Here is a 20059-nt window from a genome sequence, read left to right on the forward strand (position 1 = left end):
TTTGCACTGCGAAAAAAAGATATTTCCAAAATAAGCAGAAAAGGCACAAGGAATGAAGTGTAGCAAAGAATCATATAGAGAGAATCTATTCCCGGCCCTAGTGTTTTGAGAAGCTGACTTGAATACACAGGTCCAAACAAATCAATATATGAAACTGATAGCACCCGGAGAGCAAGTGATATTAACAATGGTGCAATTGCTAGCGCTAGATAGGTTCGCTTTATCAGTATCGCAGATAGAATCAACCAGAAAACAAAATTCGTACTAACCACGATATATAAATTTGATGAAACTCCCAATTTATGTATCTCGTTTCTTCGCTCTCACAAAATAAGAACGGAAAATAATGAGGTAACTTGTAATAGCACCTACTACTGCCAGCGATATCCAAGTCAGACTATCCTTCGACCATACCAAATAAATGTGTTGTAGTGAGTAAAAGATAGAGATAGATATCAATAACGGTTTGACAAGCATGACAGGTTCGTTTACCCGATATTGAGGAAAAATTATCTTTGAGGTAGAAATCGCTAAAATAATATATAAGAAGACCGAACAAGCTAATACCCCAACAGCGGCACCTTCTAATCCATAATCAACAATAAGAAATGATAGAAGTGGCACCAACAATACTAACGCTACTACCCGGGAAATAATAAGAATATTGATATTTTTGAAAACCATCTGACTGATGACTGGCATATCTGCCAGGGAGTAGAACATGTATGCAATACTCAAAAACACAAAAACATAGTAAAGATCATTGCTTATTGTACAGGATGTGCACCAAAGCTCCAGGATCTGAGGTGCAAAAGCGATGAACCCGACAACCATTGGCACTAATACATTAGTAATCATATGTGCATAGCGTAGATACATGTCGGCAACAGAATCCATATCACCTGAACCGTAGGTTGAAGTAAGCTTTGGAAAGGCTGCTGTGGCAATGGGTGCTGTCAACTTCCCGAATGCACCCACTAAAGCAAGGATTGCACTATAATATCCAAGCAACTCGAGGCTTAATAACTTGAATATAAGCATCTTATCAACCTGATAAATGATTGTTGCTACTATCGACGAAAACCCTGTGCCTAACGCGAACCTTTTCATGCCGGACAGTGAGTTACAATCAAAACGACCCCGCGAGTAATCTAATACTAAAGATAATTTTCTTCTCACAAGTCCCCAATACATCAGTATTTCCAAGACTGATGCCATAAGATACCAGTACATGAACACCTCTATAGTGGGCGAAAATATCCATAATACCAATAGAGCTCCTGGATTTCTAAAAGTAGCACTTACAGCCAGTGCAATATTGTATGTCACATATTCATCAATGCTTCGTAAAATGTTTTGATACAAAGCAACTGGCCAGGAAATACTCAGAGAAAGAGTAAACAGCAGCGACGTCATAGCCAGTTGATCTGATGTCAATTCTTTTGCAGATACCCAATCAATCAGAAATATTTGCAAGAGAAGCCAAACGACAAATGAGATCACGATGCCGATAACCCAGTATAGTGTTACAACTGTCGTTATAAGAGTATCAACGGAGCTACTTTTCTTCTCGAGCCGGAATACTACCTCTCGATTAGTCGCAACAGCCAAACCAAAATCGAAAACCGTTGCAATTGCCTTAAGTGCAAGAAATAATGAGATAAGGCCATAGTATTCAGCCCCAAGCATTGATAACAGTAGTGGAATAGTGACAAATGAGAGAGCTGCTGACCAGCCAGCTCCAATATAATTTGCAATTACATTATTACGGTTTTTTGTCATGTTTGACTTCACGAATAATTTTCAAAGCTACAGTTACTAGTAGTCCATGCGGTTAATTCTGTAACGATTTCTTTGCGTGCCCAACAGTGGCTAAAATATGGCCAGCCGGCTTCGTCTACTTGAAGTGGTTCAGTGCTCTTCTTGTTGTGAGGGGGTTCAACTCCAAAGTGCACCACCTATACTCCTCAGAAAGACTTCGTTGGGTGCCTGATAATTGAGGCATCTCCGAAGTCGATTGTTGAGCTTTCCCACCACTGTTGCGAGCACTAGATTAGTGACCTTTCACCAATCGATTTCTTTAGGAAAGTAAACATTCATGCCTGTGGCCTCTTCAATTTTCTTGAACTAAACATATTCTTTACCGTTATCAACCATCACGGTTTTACGCCATTTCTCCGGTGTGATCTTAAAGGCAGTTGTTGTCGCCAGATAGAAAGTATCTGTCGATTTGTCGCTCAGTTTAGCGGCAACCAGTACGCGGCTCTTTCTTTTCACGTGGGTGGCAATACCACCTGAGCCCTTGGCTCCCTCAATACTATCACCTCTCCAGTAGTCAAAGCGACGGCGGTTGCCAATACTCAAAGGACGATCATGGATGCTGATACAATTGGGTATCAAACCACGTTCAGTCCCGGATGCTACTTACTTAAGTAATAACCTGCTGATATAACGAATAAAAAAAGTCTGGTTCAGGAATTATAACTGAAAGTGGTGTTTGAAAGGAATTGAAAAAAAGCGGCGTATCTGGTTGATTTGTTGTTACGAGACATCAAGACCACTCCGGGAATGGAAACATTAAGTTGTCGCACACCGGAAATGGCGGAAAAGGAGCTGTGGGTCTATCTTTTGGCTTACAACTTGATCCGTTTACTGATGGCTCAGGCGGCATTACTGGCTGACATCATTCCTCGACAACCTGGCTTCAAGCATACCTTGCAGCTATGGATTGTGTGGCAAAAAAGCGGTCGTTACGACATCGACAAAATTGATGGCCTTTTTATCCTCATTGCACCGCAGCAGGTTGGAAAACAACCGGGACGTATGGAGCCTCTAGCTATAAAACGAAGACCCAGGCAATTCCCGCTATTTACCAAACCCAGGGCTATTACGCGAGAGAATATTCGGAAAAATGGCCAACCCAAAAAACTTAAGTAAATAGCATTCCGTTCAGTCCCGTATTGCTGTCTTAGACGCTTTTTGTGCCGCCTCAGTAGATGTTGGTGCAAAAAACCGCTTGTGCAGCATTCTCGCATATCCATCGATAGATACCTTCCGGGCTAATCCGCAGACATGCACTTCGAGGGTGATCCAGCTTGAGGCGTCCAGCCATTGTTTCCGGTGACCAATCCTCCTGTAACCGCTTGATGACATAATATAGGCGTTTTTTATGTGATCACCTGCGAGTGTGCCTCGGTTTCTTGCATCGAACCATCGCACGTTTCTGTGCAAACTCGTCCCGGTAACAGGCTATGAATCGACCATTGCGTTTCACTTCACGTGAGATGGTGGTGTGATGACGACCCAAACGACGACCAATGTTTCTATAACTTAAACGCCAATGCAAAAGATACATGAGCGTATGGCGTTCTTTTGCGACAAAATAGCGATAAAACACGATTTGCGGTGCTCCTGTGTAAATAAGATTTCGTAATCTTAATTTTATCCGGCATTCAAATCATCTCTTTTTAGTCATCCAGGTGATGCACTTTGGAGTTGAATCCACCTCATTCGCAAGTACGCCATCACATCAGCAGAAGTTCACGACAGCTAGGCCTTCGGGGACTGCTGGATGAGAACAATAGTAATGGCAGTGTCTGGGCCGATTCTGCTTACCGCAGTATAGAACGGGAAGCCGCTTTACCGGGTGCGCATTACCGCAGTCAGATTCATTGTAAGTCGACACGCAAACGCCCCTTGAATGAACGGGAGCAAGAGGCAAACCGAAAACGATCAAAAGTTCGGGCTCGAGTTGAGCACGCGTTTGCCCAGCAGGCTAATCGATTGGTGCGTAGCATCGGGCAAGGCAGGGTCGGCGTGAAGATACCGGACTCTCCAGATTTGCTAGAGGCTATATGGTCTTTGTCGATTTTTTTGGGGGTTCCCTTAAGGCAGTTTCGATTTAGCCTATTGCCTGATTTAAGGCGCCCAATAACCGGCTCGATAGCGGTTCGGCGCTTCATCCATTTTCGGGTTGACCGAGTCGCCCTCTTAAGGAGCCTGCCACAAAGCTTAACGTCAATTTCATCGCCTACGCGGTGCCCAGAGTAGTCCTGATGCGCAATATGCATTCTTGAGTTTTCGGCTGCTCAAACTCTCCGCTTGTTCAAGTGGCCGCCAAGAGTGTATGCCCATCATAAGGGTTACCCGTCAAACGCCATGTGTCAACTAACCAGCTGACTTTGGATCCGGTCACAAATGAGGGCTTATTGCCAAACACGTAACACTTGTGTGTTTTTTACCTTTGGCAATGCATTCCTCTTCTGCTGCATGCACGCTGTAAAGCTTGTTTTTGTCTTGTCGTTGTGGTGCCGAGTAAATGATTGGCGCGTACAAGTAACGCCGTGAGTTCACCATCTCTATACAGTGTCTTACGCCCAATGTCTCTCATCACTCGGCCCAAGTGCGTTTTGAGTTTTCCAGTCTGTCTCGCTGAACGCTTCATCTGCTGAGCATGAGAACATCGTCCTTGCATGATCAAGGCATTCTTTCCTACCCTGATATGGCTCTGGCGTCATTTGGTGCCGCAGATACCAATAGGTCACGCATTTTATGGTAGAGCTTTGCATCTGTTGGGAAGGTGATGGCCTCCTATTGAACGGTTGTGTCCACATTGACGTCCTTTAACTCACGCAAGCTCATTGCTTTAGTATTCAGCGCTAGCTCGATGGTTTGTTTCAACAGCGCATCAAATTTATTACCGACCCGGTTGCGCCAACGAGCCAGTCTGGAGGGGTGTAAGGGGAGTTTGTGTTGCAGCTATTGAAATCCACACAAAGTACGGCCAATATAGGTTTTCAACTCAGCGTTTCACAACGCTCTCATCGCTCTCATTAAAGGTGTACTTGAGGTAATGTAGGCCCGCTAGTAAGCGAGTGAGTAACGGGGGCTGGCCAGCACCTTCGTTGTAAATAACATCAATGCCAACTTCAAGTTTTCCCCGTTCATCTTCTCGGATAACCGCACCAGTGGGTGCAAGAGATTTAAGATCTGAGAGAGTTGCGAACGGAATAAATCAGCACCGTTATCCGGACTTTGTGGTTTCATATTTGCAAGGTCTTGATGATAAAGTAGGCTCTTCTTGCAGACTATTCCATCATAAATAGTTTATTAATTAATACTTATCATGTGGTTATGAATAATTCAGCGAAAACTAATTAGGCAACAGATAAAGCCCGACAGTATTGTTTATGCAGACACATGGAGAAACCATAGTGCATTAAGTGTCTCAGGATTTAAGCACTATCGAATAAATCACAGTAAGCTACTCGCAAATCAAGAGGGATAACTGAAAGTGCTGTTTGGCAAGCACTGAAAAAAGCGGAGCTATGCTCATTTCTGGTGTATGGGCTGAATAAGAGAAGCGGTGTACCCTGTTGATTGATCTTAGCGGATCAACAACCAACAGAGGGATACACCGCATGAGTGATAGTAGTGTTATTGAGCTGAATACGCCATCCGGCGATATATTGAATGAGCAAACGGCGTTGCGTACATGTCTGGACAGATGGGATATACAGCAACGTCAGGATGGATGACCGGCTGTGTCTGCTCGTTATTGTTGGCTTAGATGAGACGAAGTGCCTGCGGTTATTGATGGTTACCAGAAATCGGAGGCCTTCTGGCTAGAGGTGATTGAGCAGATGGAAAATCAGGGACTGAGCATTCCGCCTCTGCTAGCTGTTGCTGATGGGGCACTGGTTTTTCTGGACGGCAGCGGCGAAGAAATGGCCAGGGACGGTAATGCAGCGACGCTGGGTACACAAGACGGAACATGCTAAATAAGGTACCCAAACCGGTGCAACCGAAAATCAAAGAGGCGCTGCATGAATCTGGATGGCCGAGAGCATCCGTCCTGAAAGCTTACGATAGCTGTGTCAGGCGCTTTGAGGGCAAGTATCCTGGTGCTATGGAATGCCTGGAGAAGGATAAGGAGTCGATGCTAGCATTTTATGACTTCCCAGCACCACATTGGCAGCATATATGGACGACGAATCCAAGTAGGGTCGGTGTTCGCTAAGTGCGTCTGAGGACGATAAAACCAAGAACTGCGACAGCCTGAAGACAACGCTGGCCATGGCCTGTAAGCTGATGACGATAGCAGAAAAGAAGTGGCAACGACTGAGGGGATGCAGGCTACTGGCTGATGTAGTCGAGGGAGTATTCAAGGATGGCGAGAGATGTAGAAACCGGTCAATCCCACGGCACGAGACGAGACTATCCTGAATTCTGTGTAACTGCCTATCATTAAACCCAGGATAGGCAGATGATCGACAAAAAAGAGCTCCAGGCGATAGCCCAGGCGGTCGCTAATAACATCAAAACTGAAGAAGATCTCAACGAGTTTCGGCAAACGCTGCCAAAAATCACGGTCGATGCAGCACTCAACGTTGAACCGGCAGATCATCTGTGAAGAGACATTTAATTAGCGAAACATAGGGTGGTGGGCAATGATGAGCAATACCGAGCAATAGTGAGCAGGGAATCAATGAGTTGGAGAAGTTGTGGTGAGGATTTCACAGACTCAAGCGAAAATCGGCGCGACACACGAAAGCCGCCGAAAAATTGTCAACGACAGATGAAATGCGATTAGTGCAGCACCGACATAATGATACTGTAAAGCGACTTTAAACGGCGTTCACCAAGCTGTGTTAGCGCTTTACATCCGGCGGCCGGTCCAGATGACGCGGCCAATGATCGCCAGGTCTTCATCTCGTGTTTCCAAGGAGATATTGAACGGGTCATAGGCCGGGTTGTCGCTGGTGACCTTCACCTGATGACCTGGGAGGCGCTGGAGGCGTTTGACCAGGAGGCCGCCGTCGATTCGCAGTACGTAGATCCCATCCCGAGGCACCTCCTGGGCGCTGCGGCGGTCCACCAGGATCACGTCCTTAGAGCAGAGGGTGGGCTCCATCGATTCACCATCCACATAGATCAGATAGAAATCGTCCGGGTTGGCATTTAGTTCTTGCCGCACCCACTGGCGCTTGAAGGCCAGTAAATCAATGATCCGTTCCTCTTCCACCACCGCACCGTGGCCCGCCGCCGCTCGCACATCGTAGAGCGGGATCAGGGCATACTCCGCGTCGGGCTCCCGGATTTCACACGTCCTTTCCTGGACAGCCGGGTTTGGCTCGACTTGGAACCAGGGTCTTTGCGCGCGCGGGCCTCCTCGGTTTTGCCAGACGCCAGGCGCAGGCGCAGCAGCTCATTGAAGTCCGCGCCAGTACGATCAGCGAAGACAGCAAGGAAATCTACGTCTGGAAGACGCTCTCCCCGTTCATACGCAGCCAAGCTGTTTTTCGACACCCCAAGCTGTGCGTGAAATTGGTCCAACGAACCAACCCCCCCCTTCTTCTCGTACTTTTCTTAGGGCCTTCCCAAGGTATTTTTCAGGTTCCGTAGTCATATTAAGTTTTCAATACGGAACATTATCTGAAGATCCGAAGTATTATCTCATTGTTTTATAAGTTATTTACAAGTCAATCTAATCAAAGAAACATAATCGACTGCGGAATACACTCGATCGTAGTTGACAGCAGACTCTAACGTGTTTAATGCATGAAGTATGAGCAATCACATACAGTCAAAAAAAGCCAGACATAAAGACTGGCATCGTGCCGATATCAAGGCTGCCCTGGAGAAGGCCGGCTGGTCGTTACGTCGGCTTGCCACTCACCATGGTTATCCCCCTAGCATGGCGATCCATGCCCTAGTGAAACCATATCCAAACGGTGAGCGATTGATCGCTGACGCCATCGGCATGGACCCCTGGAAAATCTGGCCCAGCCGCTATGACGAGAATCACTGCCACATCCGGAAACGGGGCACCTTTCCTGTCCGTCGACCCGCAAATTGGGCGAAGCCGGAGCGGACCTTCCAGTAAAGAAGTCTAGCACCTCTGCTGATTCCGGCAATGTAAACCTGAAGGGAGAGTAATAGACGATGCCCAGGCGTATCCGTGACCCCTTGACCATGGACCTGTTCAATATCCCCCGAGCACAGGCACCAACCCCCGGCAATCTGGACCTTGATATAGCGCTAAGGTGTGCCCTTTCCGAGGCACTGAAACACTGCGAGCAGGACCGCTACCGGGTGGCTGCTGATATGAGTCGGCTCACTGGTCACGATATCAGCAAGTATATGCTCGACGCCTACACTGCCGATAGTCGCTCTGATCACAATTTTCCCTTCCGTTACGCCAGCGCATTCGAGTCTGTTACCGGCTCTTTCTGCCTGACGAATCTGCTTGCGAAGGCACGGGGCTGCGAAGTCCTGGTGGGGGACGACGCGCTGCTGGCGGAGCTGGGCCGGGTGGAGCAGATGGAAGCTGAATTAAAGCATCAAAAAGCGGCCTTAAAACGCTATATTAGAGGCACGTAAATGAAAGCGGAGAAGCAGTGGCAAGAAGGCACAAGCCTCAAGTTCAACTTTTGCACTGATGAGATAGAGACTTTCCTGGATAACTTAGAAACGATAATCGCGCTGGATCATAAGGATGAGCTTGAGGCACTGGCATCTGAGGTATTCATCTACCGGGTTACCGATGGAGCGCCGGTATGAGCGAGGAACGCCTCTATAGCCATCAGCAGATCGCCGAGGCGATGGGCAAAACTAGGCAGGCGATTCAATACCGCGCATCAAACGGCATGAAGGGTAACAAAAAGCGCCAGCCCGAAGCCTCTTGGCCCATCGCTAAGCGAGAAAAAGTACAGGGTGGCTGGGCAATATTCCATCGTTACGACAATCTCCCAACCGACATTCAGAAGGCCATAGACGCCCGGGAGGAAGCCAGACGTGCCGTCGCCGCCGTTGCCCGTGTCAACGAAATGGCCCGTGAGGAAGATGCCCGTTATGCCCGTGAGATGGCCGAGGCAGGCAAGAGCCTGGGAGAGATGGAACAGGAGAAGGCAGATGCGAAGCGTGCCAAACGGATAAGACGTATAGAGGAAGGCCGCAGGAAATTCGGCCAACTGCCAAAGGATGATCCCAAGCGCAAGCGCGCCAAGGCCCTGGAGTGGGTGCTGCACTCGGTAGGCGAATATCGCCGCACTCATAGGCTGGGCGGCAAACAGGCCCGTATCGAATACTGTGCCAAGATAGCCAGCGGTGAGATCATGTTGCCGGAGTGGGTTGAGCCGCATATGCCGAAGCGAGAAAACCAGCGCCACCTGGTAGAGCCGACCCTGCGCAGATGGGTCTACACCTATAAAGAAGATGGCATCTGGGGGCTGACCCCAGGCTGGGGCAAGAGCCTCGGCAACTCCAGGATCAACAACAACCCCGGCCTGTTTCGCCTGGTGCTTGGCGCACTGATCAAATATCCACAGATCACTCCCCGTACGGTTAAAGAGTTCCTGACGGCCGAGCACCCGGAGCTGAATATCTGCTCACAGAAGGCCATTGAGCGATTTTTCAAGCACTGGAAGGATGAAAATTCACAGATCTGGACCTATATCAGCCACCCGGACAAGTGGAAAAACATCTACATGGCGGGCGTCGGCTCAGTGTTCGAGCAGATCGCCCGGCCTAACCAGCTGTGGGAGCTGGATTCCACGCCCGATGACTGGCTGCTGACCGATGGCCGTCACTCGGTGGTGGGTTGTATCGATATGCACACCCGCCGGGTGAAGTTGTTCGTGAGCAAGAGCAGCACGGCGGCCGCTGTGAAGCAGGTACTAAGGCGCAGCATGTTGGACTGGGGTGTTCCGGAGGCGGTTCGCACCGACAACGGCAAGGATTACGTTTCCGATGAAGTTGATAGCCTGCTGTGTGATCTCGAGATCATTCACGAGATATGCATCCCCTTCGCATCGGGGGATAAGGGCACCATCGAGCGCTTTTTCCGCACCATGAGCCACGGTGTGCTCAATCTGCTGGAAGGATTCATCGGACACAACGTGGCCGAGCGTAAAGAGATCGAGTCCCGCAAAAGTTTCGCTGAGCGCATCATGAAAAAGGATGCCGTGGTCGAGGTGCAGATGTCGTCCTCTGAACTGCAGCAGAAACTCGATGAGTGGGTCGAGCATTACTATGAGCAGAGCCCACATGGCGGGCTGAGCAACCAGAGCCCATGGGACGTGTGGCGCGCCTGGAACAAGCCATTGCGCAAGATCACAGACGAACACGCGCTGGATGAGCTGATGACAGAGATCGGCGGCATCCGCGTCATCGGCAAGAAGGGCATCCGCTACGACAACCGGCATTTTTTCGATCAGGATGGTTTGATATTCCACCACGTCGGGCGCCAGGTGATGCTGCGGCTGGACGAACAGGACATGGGCCACCTGGCGGTCTACCTGGACGGGGCCTTTCTCTGCTGGGTCGAAGACCCGGACACCACCGGAATTAGTCGGCGTGAGTGCGCCAAGGCGATCAAGCACAGCCAGAAAGAAGTTCATGGGCGAACAGGCTGCTGAACTCAAGCAGTACACCAAAGAGGTCAAAAAGAACCCGGCCCAAGCCATTGTGGACTACCGCAAGTCGCAATCAGAAAACGTGGTGGACCTGCCGAAGCGCACCGAAGAGTACAGCACCCCGGCCCTGGAGGCGACGGGTGAGGCGGCGCGCACCCGGCTTGACGAAGGCAGTCTGGCCGATACGGCCACCGGCGAGATCATCGCGCAACCCACCACGGCAGAGGTGGTGGACTACGACGCCTTCCGCACAGATTTTGAGAAGAACAACAAGCAGGTATTGGCCGAAGAGGATGGTCGCCGCATTCACGCGCATTGGTTGCGCGTGGAAGCCGACATCGAGTCTCACGAGCCTGTCAGCCTGGAGCTTCGTCGCGGTCTGGAAATCTATCGACAGAGCGGACAGTACCGCTCACGGCAAGAGCTATTCGACGCCTTTGGTCTGACCGCCGATGATTTTGTTTGAGCCGCTACCGCCATCCATGGCTCATGCGACATAAGTCCATCCGTGGACAAAAGAGACGCCCGGGTGCAACGGGGCGTGAAAGCAACGTCAAAACGACATCGACATTGGAGTAAATATTATGCGTTATCGCATTCTACCCGTCAAAAACATTTCCCGAATCAAGGACGCTGGTGATGCCTTGATCAGTCGCAGCATGGGAATGCCCGGTATGGGTTTGATTTGGGGGCCTACCGGATACGGCAAAACCACTGCGGCCACCTGGTTCATTAACCAGTGCCACGGTGTGTATATCCAAGCTATACGGCTCTGGTCTCCTCGCTCCATGCTGGACGCCATGATGCGGGAACTGGATTTGTATGGAAAAGGCATGAACAACGGGCAAAGGGTCGAGGCCATTATCCAGGGGCTGGCAGAAACGGGTCGCCCACTATTTATCGATGAGGCGGACTACGTGATTGATAGCCAGCGTCTGGTCGATACCCTGCGCGATATTCACGACCTTTCCAGTGTGCCGGTCATTCTGATCAGTATGCAGGGTATCTGCAAGAAGCTCAATCGCAGGGGCATGGAGCAATTCACCGGGCGTATCGCACAGTGGGTGGAGTTCAGCGGGGCAGACATGGAAGATACGCAGCTGCTGGCGGATGGACTGTGTGAGGTGAAGGTGGCGGAGGACCTGCTCGAACATCTGCATCGTATAGCCAGCCCAAAGAACAAACAGAATGAAGTCCTTGGCAGTGCGGAGATTCGTCGCGTGTTGGTTGGGCTGGAGCAGATTGAGCAGTTCGCCCGATCCCGTGGATTGGACACCATCAGCGAAGCCCAGTGGACGCGGGGAGATGACTTCTTCAAGGGTCAGGCGGCCAGGCCGGTGCCTGCCGGCAAAGTCGCCAGTATCCGGAGCGTTTGATGGCCAGACTTCGCGGGTCCAGGTCACGCGTGTCGAACCGACAACCCTGCGCCCGAGACAGGGCCTGGCAGAGCATGCGGATTCTTGTCCGTTTTACGCTGCCTGACCTGATGGCCACGGCCGATATCGGACAATACAACGCCCGTAAATATGTGACTGGTCTGCGATGCTCGAAGTATCTCGCCATCGCCAAAGCAAGAGATGAAGGACGGAAGGGAGGCCATGAGGTTTATCGGTTAGTCCGCAATACCGGGCCAAAAGCGCCCCGGCTGCAGACGGATGGCCGTACCTATGATCCCAATGAACACAAAGTATATGACGGAGGACTCACACAGTGAGTAATTGGATTAACGTACTGCGGACAGAGTGTGAAAGCACATCACAAAGCAAGGCCGCTGCACTCATAGGCTACTCAACAGCGGTAGTCAATCAGGTGCTTAAAGGCACATACAACGGCGACTTAATCAGTGTTGAAGAGGTGGTAAGAGGGGCTTTAATGGGGGCAACGGTTGAATGTCCTGCGATTGGAACCATCCCACGTAATCGCTGCATCGAACATCAGCGCCGCAGCAACAACTTTGCATCCACAAATCCGTTGCGGGTGCAGCTGCATAAGACCTGCCCTACCTGTGAAAACCGGAGGAACCGATGAACAGACCAACCTGTAATGGCCGCTTGGTCGCACAGATGGAAGATGCTTTACGGTGCATAATCAAGTTGGCACAGCGAGGACTGGCGATTGCAAGAGTCGAACTCGGCACACTGCCGCGACCGCGCATCATCATCGATGCGCCTTACCTTGAGCCAGGTGGTCTCAAAGGCGGCATGCTGCGGATAAACCCGGAAAAGATCACCTATGCCACCGACTATGAACACTGTCAGGTTGAGTGGGAGGTGCCGGCATGAGCACGGGAAGCGATGACATTACGATCACATCGATACAACAGACACAGGAGGAGAGACCCATGCAGACAACTGAACAGATCCCCGATGGCTACATGCGCAACGCCGTCGGCCACCTGGTGCCGGAAGGCCAGGTGCGCGAGCAGGACAAACTGCGCGATGATCTGGTGCTCTGTCTGGCCGCCCGTGCCCACGAGCTGAACGCAGAACTGGCGAAATTCAAAGAGCAGGCCCTGAATGATATCGAGGACCTGATCCAGATCGCCGCCGAGCGTTACGACACCCGAATAGGTGGACGCAGGGGCAACGTCCAGCTCGCCAGCTACGACGGGCGCTACAAGGTACAGCGTCGGATTGCCTTCACTGAAGAGCTGGAGGCGGCCAAGATGCTGATCAACGGATGCATCACCCGCTGGAGCGAGGGTGCCAACAACAACATTCGCGCCCTGATCGATCGGGCGTTCCGCACCGACACCCAGGGGCAAATCAAGAGCGCTGCAGTGCTGGAGCTGCTGCGGCTGGAGATCGACGATGCAGAATGGCAGCGCGCGATGGACGCCCTGCGGGACAGCATCCAGACCGTGGGGACCGCTATCTACGTGCGGGTGTACGAGCCATCGGCGACAGCGGCCAGTACCGGGTGATCCCGCTCGATCTGGCGGCGGTGTAGTCAGCACCATGAAACACGAAAAGATCATTGACCGCATCCGCAAACTCTTGGCAATGAGCAGAGATACCAGCAGTCCTTACGAGGCGGGCATTGCCGCCAAGCGCGCTCGCAAGCTGATAGATGAACACCAGGTCTCGGAGCTGGACCTGTCCACTGTCAGTTCCTCGAATATGGGCAGCAACAACTACGAAACCAGGATGACCAGCACCATAGCGCCGATCGGTACCCTGGCGGTGGCGGTGGCGGTGGCGGTGGCGGTGGCGATCTTCAACGAAGGCATAGTGCGCTACGTCTGGCGCGACAAGCACTATGATGTGCAGTTCAGCGGAATGCTGGTAGACACCATTTGTGCCGTTGAGTTAATGAAGTATCTGCGTAATGAAATGTACCGGCAGGCGGAACGATTCACCCAGGGACGCGCATACCGACTTGGCTTTGCCAACGGTGTCACCAATCAGGTCGACGAGGCCATGCGCAAGCGTGAGCAGATCAAAACATCTTCCGGTGCCGCCTTGGTTGCTTGTAAGGGACAGTTGGTTGAGCGCGAGTTCGGGCCCACGGAATATAGCGACCCCGGCCCCGCCAAATTCACCGGCTCAGACAGCTTCTTTAGCAAAGGATATCAGTCTGGACAGAGTGCCAGCCTCGCTCGGCAAGTATCCGGGGTCACTCAACGTAAAATTAGCAACCAATGAACCGCAACAAGCTAATCCAGCTCGTTCATGTCGGTGCCGCCAAACTATTTTCCGACGAAGATGACCGCCGCAACTGGCAAAAGCTACGCACTGGTCACTCCAGCTGCAGCAACATGAGCGATGCAGATCTGGAGAACCTTGTGGCTGAGCTGCGTAGACAGAAAGCACTGGTAAAACGCCCGCCCAGGCATGCCGGTCGTGTGCCGTTCAACCCCTCATCCTACATGACCAAGATCGAAGCCCAGCTAGCCTCCATGGGGCTCAGCTGGCAGTACGCCGAGAGCATCGCTTACAACATCACTGGCGGCAAAGGCAAAAAGCCCAACAGCAGTCCAGGCATCAAGCGCCTGGAGTGGGTGCGCAAATCCGAACATTTCCGCGCCATTATCGCTGCCCTCGATGTCGAGCAGGAAAAACGGGGCAACCTTGCCGGCATTGATAAGCTGCTCAGGAAACTGGGGGAAAACCGCACACATATCGATGCCATGCTCCCAGAACATATGTGCGGAAAATGGCAGCGCAACAGGGCCTGGCTCCGGCATATCGTCGAAGTCCTGGCCAACGAGTGTGCTGCCAGCCAGGAGGACGTGTGATGGCCGTTCAAGCGGTACTCCCTGGCTTTGGTGAGGCCGTAGAGATCAAAGAGGGCCGTAGTGCCTATCCGGCACTTCCAGGAACTGGCCCCGAGGGAGAGATCTGCAAAACCTGCAAGCACTCTTGGTATCACGAACACAGTAAACGCTACTGGAAGTGTGGATTGGTTCAAGCCACTCACGGATCCGGCACCGACATCCGCATCAAAGGTCCGGCCTGCAGATTCTGGGAAAAGAAACGCTGATGCATAAGAAACCGACAGGAGTTGCCCAGATGCGGGAGGAGCGCAGTGAAAACAACCCAGTTAAATCCTGATTACCTGCCGACCTCGATTCAGGAGCTGATCGAGGTAGTGGGACTGGCGGCCGCCCTGGTCATCGTAGCGGAGCGCGGCGGCGTCCGTCTGTGCGTACCCGCCCAGGCTGCGGCGGACCACTGGCTGGCACCGCTGATTGGCCTGCCGGCGCTGACTGCGCTGGTGGAACGCTACCGGGGCGAGGAGATCGATATCGCCCGCTGCGTTGCCGCCCTGCGCGCCGTGCAGGAACAGCAGATCGCCAGCGAGGCCGCCGCCGGGGTGTCCAATGCCAGCCTGGCGCGCCGCTATGGCTACACCGAGCGGGGCATCCGCAAGCTACGCAGACGGGCCGAGGACGAACTGACGCTCGCCGACCGCCAGGGTCAACTATTTGCGTCCGAGACGACCAAGGACTAATCTGTAAAAAGCCAGCGCCCCCCTCTTCTGGCTCACCCCGGAACCCGTTCCCCCGTCTATCCCCGGCGCCATCCGTCTAGCATGACGGCATGAGTCGCATACAGCTATCCGATAGTTTCTACCTGGACGAGTTCACCCGCTCGCAGACGGCTGCCCGGCGTGGCATCGATATGTCCGTCTACCAGGGCAGTGCGGTCTATTTCTACCTGCGCTGCCTGTGTTGGCGGGTATTGCAACCCCTGCGCAATGCCCTCGGCCCGGTGCATATCACCTCCGGCTATCGCCCGCCCAAGCTCAACCGCCTGATCGGCGGTTCACCTGCATCGCAGCATCAGTACGGCCAGGCGGTCGATGTTGTGGTCACCGGGCATGCTCCGCTGGAGGTGGCGACCTGGCTGTGCGACCACGTCACAGGCTACGACCAGCTGATTCACGAGTTCGGCGAATGGGTGCATGTTTCCGTGCCCTCCACGGCCCTGTCCACGCCAGCGATGCCGGGACGCATGGAGCGGCTGACCGCTATCAAGGTTTCCCGGCTGATCGGCAAACCCCGCACCGTCTACGTCACTGGGCTGCGCACCCTCGAAGAGGCACGGCAGCTCCATTTCACCCCTCTCAGTAAAAAGGAGGCCGTCTAATGGATTGGTCACTACTCACCCAGCAACTGCTGCTAATCACCCTGCTCGGCGCCGCCGACCGACTGCGGGGAGACGACTACGAACTGCTGTTTAATTTCATCGTTGACCGGCTGGTCTACGGCTGGCTGATGGCCGCCCTGTTCGGCCACCCTTGGGACGGGCTGACCGCACCGATCATGCTGGCCATGTTTGCCGGCATGTCGGCATGTCGGCATGTCGGCAGGATGGGGCAACGCCATTGGTCCCGCGCTGGCTGGCCAGCCACCTGGACGCGACGATCCGGAATGGTGGCAACGCGGGCTGCTGCTGCGCAACGCCTGGTTGGCATTGCTCGCCCGGGGTGCGATCTGGGGTATTGGGTTTGTACCACTGGCCCTGTTCGACCCGCGTCTGCTGCTGGCGCTGCCTGCCATGCCGCTGGCGGCCTGGATTACCGTGCGCCATCAGAGCCCACGCCCAGGCAACTGGGGGCATCAGGAATACCTGCGCGGCTGGATTGCCGGAACGCTGATCACTGGCGGTCTCTGGCTGGAGGTATGGTATGGATTGGTCTGATATAAGCAATGCCGTCGCCAAGGCCGCGCCGCTGGTCGGCACCCTGCTGGGCGGTCCTGCCGGCGCGGCTGTCGGCGGCCTGGTGGCATCGGCCCTGGGTACGGAAGCAGACCCCGCCGCCATCACCACCGCGTTGCAGGATCCGGCCGCGCTGGAACGAATACGCAAACTGGAACAGGACAACCAGACGGATCTGACTCGCATGCACCTGGAGGCAGAGACCACCCGCCTGGCAGAAGTCAACCAAACCATACGCGCTGAGGCAGCGAGCCACGACCCAGTGGTACGTCGCTAGCGGCCTACCTTCGGCTACGCCGTTTCTGCGACATGGGTGATCCAGACCATCGGCCTGATGGTTGCCATCGGCTACGCCATCAGCAAGCCAGCCGAGGCAGGAACCATCATTAACGCCATCGGCACCCTGATGGGGGCCATGACCGTGATGTGGACACTGGCGCTGTCGGTGTTGGGCATCAACGTCACCAGCCGCTCGAAAGACAAGCAGGTATCTGCCGGTCAGGAACCGGCGGGCGGCTTGATGGCCGCTCTGGCAAAACGACTGGGGGATAGTCATGGATGATGCAGACCGCGCCGGAGAGCGTATCGAGTACTTCGAGGCTGCAGCACTGGCCGCGCAACAGGAGCGCAGCCGGACGCGGGTAACCCCCTGCATGATCGATGGCATGCCCCACTGCCCCGACTGCCGGGAGCCGCTGCCGACACACCGGCACATGGCGGGCATCTGCGTCGAATGCCTGACGGAGCGGGAGCGGGAGCAATGGAGAGTATATGAAAATTGATTATAGTGCCTGGCGCTTCTGGTACGAGATCGCCCTGGGTGGCGTGGTGGTGGTCAACTTTGCTTACACCTGGGTGGCCAATCGCAGCAAGGCCAACAGGAAGGCGATCGAGGGGGTGGACGAACGCATGACCGAGACGATCAGGAGAACGGACCGCCTGGAGCAACGCGCCGATAACGCGCCGAGCCACAACGATCTGGCGGTGCTGCACGATCGCATCACGGACCTGTCCGGTGCGGTGCGCGAACTGACCGGGGTGCTGCAAGCGATGCGTCGCTCTGTGGATCGAGTGGAAACCTATCTGTTAGAGAGGGAGTGAGCATGAGTTATGAGGAGATCGTCGCCAGCGACCAGCGTCTGGTGTTACTGCAGGTCCTGGAAGAGAATGTGGACTACGCCCACAACGAGACCGTCCTGCAGCGCGCACTGGAGGCAATGGGACACAGCATCAGTAGCGACCGGCTACGCACCGAACTGGCCTGGCTGTCAGAGCAGGGCCTGATCACCGTCGAGAACCTGGCCGGTCTGCAGGTGGCCAAGCTCACCAACCGAGGCGAGGACGTGGCCCTGGGGCACGCCCGCGTTCCGGGTATTGCGCGCCCGCGTCCGGGGGGGTGAGCTGATGTCCCGCCCTAGCACCATCGACCTGCTGCCCACCGAGGTGCGCGACAGCCTGCATGCCTGGCTGCGCGATCCGGCCATCACCCAGATCAAGGCCGCCGATCGACTCAATGCCCTGTTGGCCGAGCTGGGTGCCGAGCAGCAGGTCAGCCGCCAGGCGGTCAACCGCTACGACCTCAAGATGCGCAAGGTCGGGGAACGCCTGCGCCAGAGCCGCCAGGTGGCGAATGCCTGGATCGGCAAGCTGGGCGCCGCACCCCAGGGGCAACTGGGACACTTGATTAACGAAACGCTGCGTACACTGGCCTTTGAGCTGACCATGAAACTGGCGGACGGTGAAGTGACCGACGAGAGCATGCCGGTGATCATCGACCAGCTGAAACACCTTTCTCTGTCCGTGGTGCGCCTGGAGCGTGCGGCATCGGAGAACGTCAAGCGCGATGAGGATATCCGCAAGCAGGAACGGGCCAAGGCGGCCGAAGCGATGGCTTCCACCGCCCAGCAGTCCGGTGTCTCCCCCGAGACCATCGAACGCATCCGCCGCGACGTGCTGAGGATGGAATGAGCAGCAAACGACGCGGCAACGCCAAGTGCATCCCGACTAACCTGGATGCCATTTTTTTGCCCTATCAGGAGAAGTGGATCAAGGACAGCGCACGCCTGAAGGTGATGGAGAAGAGCCGCCAGATCGGTTTATCCTGGAGTACCGCCTATCCGCTGGTGGAACGCACGGCGGCGGCCTCGGCCCGATACGATCAGTGGGTTTCCTCCCGCGACGAGATCCAGGCGCGGCTGTTCCTGGAAGACTGCAAAATGTGGGCGCAGGCGTTCAACATGGCCGCCGAGGATCTCGGTGAGCTGGTGATCGACCCGGGAGAGAGGCTGACGGCGCTGGTGCTGCGCTTCGCCTCGGGCAAGCAAATCTACTCGATGAGTTCCAACCCGGACGCGCAAGCCGGTAAGCGTGGCGTGCGCGTGCTTGACGAGTTCGCCCTGCACAAGGATCCGCGCAAGCTCTGGACCATCGCCTATCCCGGGCTGACCTGGGGCGGCCAGATGGAAGTAATCTCCACCCATCGCGGCAGCCGCAACTTCTTCAACACCGATCTGGTGGTGGAGGCGCGCGAGAAGGGCAACCCCAAGCAGATCAGCTTGCACCGGGTGACCCTGCAAGATGCCCTGGATCAGGGTTTCTTGTTCAAGCTGCAGCAGGCCCTGCCGGACGAAGCCGAGCAGCAGGCGATGGATGAGGCGGCGTACTTCGACTTCATCAAGTCCGGTACCGCTGATGAGGAGTCATTTCTCCAGGAGTACATGTGCCTGCCCGGTGACGATGATGCAGCCTTTTTGGAATACGATCTGATCGCCTCATGCGAATACACGAAGGGCGAGCCATGGAAAATCACCCTGGAGGAGGCGCAAACTGGCAAGCGCGAACTCTATGCCGGGGTGGATATCGGCCGCACCAGGGATTTGACTGTGCTGTGCATACTGGAGCGCCTGGGCGATGTGCTCTACACCCGCAAGATCATCGCGCTCAAGGCGATGAGCAAGCCGGCCCAGGAGAAGGTGCTCTGGCCCTGGCTGGCGTGCATACGCCGTACCTGCTTTGACTACACCGGGCTGGGCATCGGCTGGGGTGATGATGCCCAGGCGAAGTTCGGCAGCTACCGCGTCGAGCTGGTGACCTTCACCGGCCCGGTCAAGGAACGGCTGGCGTATCCGGTGCGCGGGCATTTAGAAGAGCAGCGCTTGCGCCTGCCTTACGACCCGGTTGTGCGGGCCGATCTGCGCACGGTGACCAAGACCACGACGGCGGTCGGCAACATACGCTTCACCGCCGAGCGCTCCGAGGCCGGCCATGCGGACCGCTTCTGGGCGTTGGCCCTGGCGGTCGAGGCAGCGTCCAGTCCTGCCGGGAAAATCGACTACCAATCCACCGGTCCCCGTGAATCCCGCGATGCCTTCGCGGGTGAGACAACCATCGGGCCATCCATCCTGAACGGGGTCGGTTTCGGCGTGGTGAGTGGCGACAATGATTTTGGAGGGTTCTGATGGCTGACTATGTACAGCTCAA

General features: G+C 54.4%; 31 protein-coding genes and 2 pseudogenes. 28 read left to right on the plus strand and 5 right to left on the minus strand.

The window, feature by feature from the left end:
• Positions 1 to 300: 300 nt before the first annotated feature.
• On the minus strand, positions 301 to 1782 hold the full coding sequence (locus MN084_RS16225) for a lipopolysaccharide biosynthesis protein (RefSeq protein WP_241085765.1): 1482 nt from the start codon (positions 1780 to 1782) through the stop codon (positions 301 to 303).
• Positions 1783 to 2127: 345 nt separating this feature from the next.
• A complete protein-coding gene (locus MN084_RS16230) occupies positions 2128 to 2364 on the minus strand; it encodes a hypothetical protein (RefSeq protein WP_241085764.1) in 237 nt (78 codons plus the stop codon).
• A 171-nt stretch (positions 2365 to 2535) separates the two neighbouring features.
• On the opposite strand from MN084_RS16230, the gene MN084_RS16235 reads away from it, so the two are divergent.
• Positions 2536 to 2937 carry a hypothetical protein gene (locus tag MN084_RS16235; protein WP_241085763.1) on the plus strand — a complete coding sequence of 134 codons (402 nt, stop codon included), beginning with the start codon at positions 2536 to 2538 and terminating at the stop codon, positions 2935 to 2937.
• Between the two features lie 238 nt (positions 2938 to 3175).
• On the opposite strand, the gene MN084_RS19985 is transcribed toward MN084_RS16235, so the two are convergent.
• Complete coding sequence (locus MN084_RS19985) at positions 3176 to 3355, minus strand: helix-turn-helix domain-containing protein (RefSeq protein ID WP_445083938.1); 180 nt, start codon at positions 3353 to 3355, stop codon at positions 3176 to 3178.
• A gap of 134 nt (positions 3356 to 3489) precedes the next feature.
• Between MN084_RS19985 and MN084_RS16240 the strand changes: the two genes are divergently transcribed.
• From MN084_RS16240 to MN084_RS16260, 4 genes and pseudogenes are all read left to right on the plus strand, one after another.
• On the plus strand, positions 3490 to 4050 hold the full coding sequence (locus MN084_RS16240) for a transposase (RefSeq protein WP_330178184.1): 561 nt from the start codon (positions 3490 to 3492) through the stop codon (positions 4048 to 4050).
• 1102 nt (positions 4051 to 5152) lie between these two features.
• Positions 5153 to 5275: pseudogene (locus MN084_RS16245) on the plus strand (IS1595 family transposase); the annotation flags it as partial.
• A 197-nt stretch (positions 5276 to 5472) separates the two neighbouring features.
• Positions 5473 to 6225: pseudogene (locus MN084_RS19990) on the plus strand (transposase); the annotation flags it as partial.
• 40 nt (positions 6226 to 6265) lie between these two features.
• Positions 6266 to 6412 (plus strand): hypothetical protein, encoded by a 147-nt coding sequence (locus tag MN084_RS16260; protein ID WP_241085760.1) that lies wholly within the window; start codon positions 6266 to 6268, stop codon positions 6410 to 6412.
• A 246-nt stretch (positions 6413 to 6658) separates the two neighbouring features.
• Here MN084_RS16260 and MN084_RS16265 read toward each other — a convergent pair whose 3' ends face one another.
• Together MN084_RS16265 and MN084_RS19995 are read right to left on the minus strand one after the other, a co-directional pair.
• Complete coding sequence (locus MN084_RS16265) at positions 6659 to 7054, minus strand: S24 family peptidase (protein WP_241085759.1); 396 nt, start codon at positions 7052 to 7054, stop codon at positions 6659 to 6661.
• Positions 7055 to 7068: 14 nt separating this feature from the next.
• Complete coding sequence (locus tag MN084_RS19995; RefSeq protein WP_445083981.1) at positions 7069 to 7308, minus strand: hypothetical protein; 240 nt, start codon at positions 7306 to 7308, stop codon at positions 7069 to 7071.
• A gap of 259 nt (positions 7309 to 7567) precedes the next feature.
• Between MN084_RS19995 and MN084_RS16270 the strand changes: the two genes are divergently transcribed.
• The 23 genes from MN084_RS16270 (at position 7568) to MN084_RS16380 (ending at position 20037) form a co-directional block, all read left to right on the plus strand.
• Positions 7568 to 7885, plus strand: a complete 318-nt coding sequence (locus MN084_RS16270; RefSeq protein WP_241084861.1) for a helix-turn-helix domain-containing protein — start codon at positions 7568 to 7570, stop codon at positions 7883 to 7885.
• Between the two features lie 59 nt (positions 7886 to 7944).
• Complete coding sequence (locus MN084_RS16275; protein WP_330178185.1) at positions 7945 to 8382, plus strand: hypothetical protein; 438 nt, start codon at positions 7945 to 7947, stop codon at positions 8380 to 8382.
• A complete protein-coding gene (locus tag MN084_RS16280; protein ID WP_241084859.1) occupies positions 8383 to 8562 on the plus strand; it encodes a hypothetical protein in 180 nt (59 codons plus the stop codon).
• Positions 8559 to 10418 (plus strand): DDE-type integrase/transposase/recombinase, encoded by a 1860-nt coding sequence (locus tag MN084_RS16285; protein WP_330178186.1) that lies wholly within the window; start codon positions 8559 to 8561, stop codon positions 10416 to 10418. Before MN084_RS16280 ends, MN084_RS16285 begins: the two co-directional genes overlap by 4 nt.
• Positions 10399 to 10881, plus strand: coding sequence for a hypothetical protein (locus MN084_RS16290; protein ID WP_241084857.1), 483 nt, complete (start codon positions 10399 to 10401; stop codon positions 10879 to 10881). The genes MN084_RS16285 and MN084_RS16290 overlap by 20 nt, the downstream gene beginning before the upstream one ends.
• 118 nt (positions 10882 to 10999) lie before the next feature.
• Positions 11000 to 11791 (plus strand): ATP-binding protein, encoded by a 792-nt coding sequence (locus tag MN084_RS16295; RefSeq protein WP_330178187.1) that lies wholly within the window; start codon positions 11000 to 11002, stop codon positions 11789 to 11791.
• A gap of 74 nt (positions 11792 to 11865) precedes the next feature.
• Positions 11866 to 12129 carry a hypothetical protein gene (locus MN084_RS16300; protein WP_330178188.1) on the plus strand — a complete coding sequence of 88 codons (264 nt, stop codon included), beginning with the start codon at positions 11866 to 11868 and terminating at the stop codon, positions 12127 to 12129.
• Positions 12126 to 12443 carry an XRE family transcriptional regulator gene (locus MN084_RS16305; protein WP_330178189.1) on the plus strand — a complete coding sequence of 106 codons (318 nt, stop codon included), beginning with the start codon at positions 12126 to 12128 and terminating at the stop codon, positions 12441 to 12443. Before MN084_RS16300 ends, MN084_RS16305 begins: the two co-directional genes overlap by 4 nt.
• On the plus strand, positions 12440 to 12697 hold the full coding sequence (locus MN084_RS16310) for a hypothetical protein (protein WP_330178190.1): 258 nt from the start codon (positions 12440 to 12442) through the stop codon (positions 12695 to 12697). The genes MN084_RS16305 and MN084_RS16310 overlap by 4 nt, the downstream gene beginning before the upstream one ends.
• Before the next feature lie 59 nt (positions 12698 to 12756).
• Entirely contained in the window at positions 12757 to 13338 is a 582-nt protein-coding gene (locus tag MN084_RS16315) for a DUF3164 family protein (protein WP_320416369.1), read from the plus strand.
• Between the two features lie 34 nt (positions 13339 to 13372).
• Positions 13373 to 14059 (plus strand): DUF2786 domain-containing protein, encoded by a 687-nt coding sequence (locus MN084_RS16320; RefSeq protein WP_241085758.1) that lies wholly within the window; start codon positions 13373 to 13375, stop codon positions 14057 to 14059.
• On the plus strand, positions 14056 to 14652 hold the full coding sequence (locus MN084_RS16325) for a phage protein GemA/Gp16 family protein (RefSeq protein WP_241085757.1): 597 nt from the start codon (positions 14056 to 14058) through the stop codon (positions 14650 to 14652). Before MN084_RS16320 ends, MN084_RS16325 begins: the two co-directional genes overlap by 4 nt.
• Entirely contained in the window at positions 14652 to 14897 is a 246-nt protein-coding gene (locus MN084_RS16330) for a hypothetical protein (RefSeq protein ID WP_330178191.1), read from the plus strand. Before MN084_RS16325 ends, MN084_RS16330 begins: the two co-directional genes overlap by 1 nt.
• 45 nt (positions 14898 to 14942) lie before the next feature.
• Positions 14943 to 15368: a Mor transcription activator family protein gene (locus tag MN084_RS16335; RefSeq protein ID WP_241085755.1), complete on the plus strand. Its 426-nt coding sequence runs from the start codon at positions 14943 to 14945 to the stop codon at positions 15366 to 15368.
• A gap of 89 nt (positions 15369 to 15457) precedes the next feature.
• Entirely contained in the window at positions 15458 to 16006 is a 549-nt protein-coding gene (locus MN084_RS16340; protein WP_241085754.1) for a D-Ala-D-Ala carboxypeptidase family metallohydrolase, read from the plus strand.
• On the plus strand, positions 16006 to 16566 hold the full coding sequence (locus tag MN084_RS16345; RefSeq protein ID WP_241085753.1) for a hypothetical protein: 561 nt from the start codon (positions 16006 to 16008) through the stop codon (positions 16564 to 16566). The genes MN084_RS16340 and MN084_RS16345 overlap by 1 nt, the downstream gene beginning before the upstream one ends.
• Positions 16548 to 16856, plus strand: a complete 309-nt coding sequence (locus MN084_RS16350; protein ID WP_241085752.1) for a hypothetical protein — start codon at positions 16548 to 16550, stop codon at positions 16854 to 16856. The genes MN084_RS16345 and MN084_RS16350 overlap by 19 nt, the downstream gene beginning before the upstream one ends.
• A gap of 36 nt (positions 16857 to 16892) precedes the next feature.
• Positions 16893 to 17141, plus strand: a complete 249-nt coding sequence (locus MN084_RS16355; RefSeq protein WP_241085751.1) for a hypothetical protein — start codon at positions 16893 to 16895, stop codon at positions 17139 to 17141.
• Positions 17134 to 17361, plus strand: coding sequence for a hypothetical protein (locus MN084_RS16360; protein ID WP_241085750.1), 228 nt, complete (start codon positions 17134 to 17136; stop codon positions 17359 to 17361). The genes MN084_RS16355 and MN084_RS16360 overlap by 8 nt, the downstream gene beginning before the upstream one ends.
• Complete coding sequence (locus MN084_RS16365) at positions 17351 to 17680, plus strand: DUF2730 family protein (RefSeq protein WP_241085749.1); 330 nt, start codon at positions 17351 to 17353, stop codon at positions 17678 to 17680. Before MN084_RS16360 ends, MN084_RS16365 begins: the two co-directional genes overlap by 11 nt.
• Before the next feature lie 2 nt (positions 17681 to 17682).
• Positions 17683 to 17979 carry a VpaChn25_0724 family phage protein gene (locus MN084_RS16370; protein WP_241085748.1) on the plus strand — a complete coding sequence of 99 codons (297 nt, stop codon included), beginning with the start codon at positions 17683 to 17685 and terminating at the stop codon, positions 17977 to 17979.
• A 4-nt stretch (positions 17980 to 17983) separates the two neighbouring features.
• On the plus strand, positions 17984 to 18547 hold the full coding sequence (locus MN084_RS16375; RefSeq protein ID WP_241085747.1) for a DUF3486 family protein: 564 nt from the start codon (positions 17984 to 17986) through the stop codon (positions 18545 to 18547).
• On the plus strand, positions 18544 to 20037 hold the full coding sequence (locus MN084_RS16380; RefSeq protein WP_241085746.1) for a phage terminase large subunit family protein: 1494 nt from the start codon (positions 18544 to 18546) through the stop codon (positions 20035 to 20037). The genes MN084_RS16375 and MN084_RS16380 overlap by 4 nt, the downstream gene beginning before the upstream one ends.
• Positions 20038 to 20059 lie beyond the last annotated feature (22 nt).

It is taken from the genome of Candidatus Vondammii sp. HM_W22, assembly GCF_022530855.2.
Taxonomy (GTDB): domain Bacteria; phylum Pseudomonadota; class Gammaproteobacteria; order Chromatiales; family Chromatiaceae; genus Vondammii.

Bases quoted from the DNA above. Each gene is read 5' to 3' on its own strand.
- MN084_RS16225 (WP_241085765.1), bottom strand. From the start codon at position 1,782: ATGACAAAAAACCGTAATAATGTAATTGCAAATTATATTGGAGCTGGC.
- MN084_RS19985 (WP_445083938.1), bottom strand. From the start codon at position 3,355: ATGTATCTTTTGCATTGGCGTTTAAGTTATAGAAACATTGGTCGTCGT.
- MN084_RS16260 (WP_241085760.1), top strand. From the start codon at position 6,266: ATGATCGACAAAAAAGAGCTCCAGGCGATAGCCCAGGCGGTCGCTAAT.
- MN084_RS16270 (WP_241084861.1), top strand. From the start codon at position 7,568: ATGAGCAATCACATACAGTCAAAAAAAGCCAGACATAAAGACTGGCAT.
- MN084_RS16275 (WP_330178185.1), top strand. From the start codon at position 7,945: ATGCCCAGGCGTATCCGTGACCCCTTGACCATGGACCTGTTCAATATC.
- MN084_RS16280 (WP_241084859.1), top strand. From the start codon at position 8,383: ATGAAAGCGGAGAAGCAGTGGCAAGAAGGCACAAGCCTCAAGTTCAAC.
- MN084_RS16285 (WP_330178186.1), top strand. From the start codon at position 8,559: ATGAGCGAGGAACGCCTCTATAGCCATCAGCAGATCGCCGAGGCGATG.
- MN084_RS16290 (WP_241084857.1), top strand. From the start codon at position 10,399: ATGGGCGAACAGGCTGCTGAACTCAAGCAGTACACCAAAGAGGTCAAA.
- MN084_RS16295 (WP_330178187.1), top strand. From the start codon at position 11,000: ATGCGTTATCGCATTCTACCCGTCAAAAACATTTCCCGAATCAAGGAC.
- MN084_RS16300 (WP_330178188.1), top strand. From the start codon at position 11,866: ATGCGGATTCTTGTCCGTTTTACGCTGCCTGACCTGATGGCCACGGCC.
- MN084_RS16310 (WP_330178190.1), top strand. From the start codon at position 12,440: ATGAACAGACCAACCTGTAATGGCCGCTTGGTCGCACAGATGGAAGAT.
- MN084_RS16315 (WP_320416369.1), top strand. From the start codon at position 12,757: ATGCAGACAACTGAACAGATCCCCGATGGCTACATGCGCAACGCCGTC.
- MN084_RS16320 (WP_241085758.1), top strand. From the start codon at position 13,373: ATGAAACACGAAAAGATCATTGACCGCATCCGCAAACTCTTGGCAATG.
- MN084_RS16325 (WP_241085757.1), top strand. From the start codon at position 14,056: ATGAACCGCAACAAGCTAATCCAGCTCGTTCATGTCGGTGCCGCCAAA.
- MN084_RS16330 (WP_330178191.1), top strand. From the start codon at position 14,652: ATGGCCGTTCAAGCGGTACTCCCTGGCTTTGGTGAGGCCGTAGAGATC.
- MN084_RS16340 (WP_241085754.1), top strand. From the start codon at position 15,458: ATGAGTCGCATACAGCTATCCGATAGTTTCTACCTGGACGAGTTCACC.
- MN084_RS16345 (WP_241085753.1), top strand. From the start codon at position 16,006: ATGGATTGGTCACTACTCACCCAGCAACTGCTGCTAATCACCCTGCTC.
- MN084_RS16350 (WP_241085752.1), top strand. From the start codon at position 16,548: ATGGATTGGTCTGATATAAGCAATGCCGTCGCCAAGGCCGCGCCGCTG.
- MN084_RS16360 (WP_241085750.1), top strand. From the start codon at position 17,134: ATGGATGATGCAGACCGCGCCGGAGAGCGTATCGAGTACTTCGAGGCT.
- MN084_RS16365 (WP_241085749.1), top strand. From the start codon at position 17,351: ATGAAAATTGATTATAGTGCCTGGCGCTTCTGGTACGAGATCGCCCTG.
- MN084_RS16370 (WP_241085748.1), top strand. From the start codon at position 17,683: ATGAGTTATGAGGAGATCGTCGCCAGCGACCAGCGTCTGGTGTTACTG.
- MN084_RS16375 (WP_241085747.1), top strand. From the start codon at position 17,984: ATGTCCCGCCCTAGCACCATCGACCTGCTGCCCACCGAGGTGCGCGAC.
- MN084_RS16380 (WP_241085746.1), top strand. From the start codon at position 18,544: ATGAGCAGCAAACGACGCGGCAACGCCAAGTGCATCCCGACTAACCTG.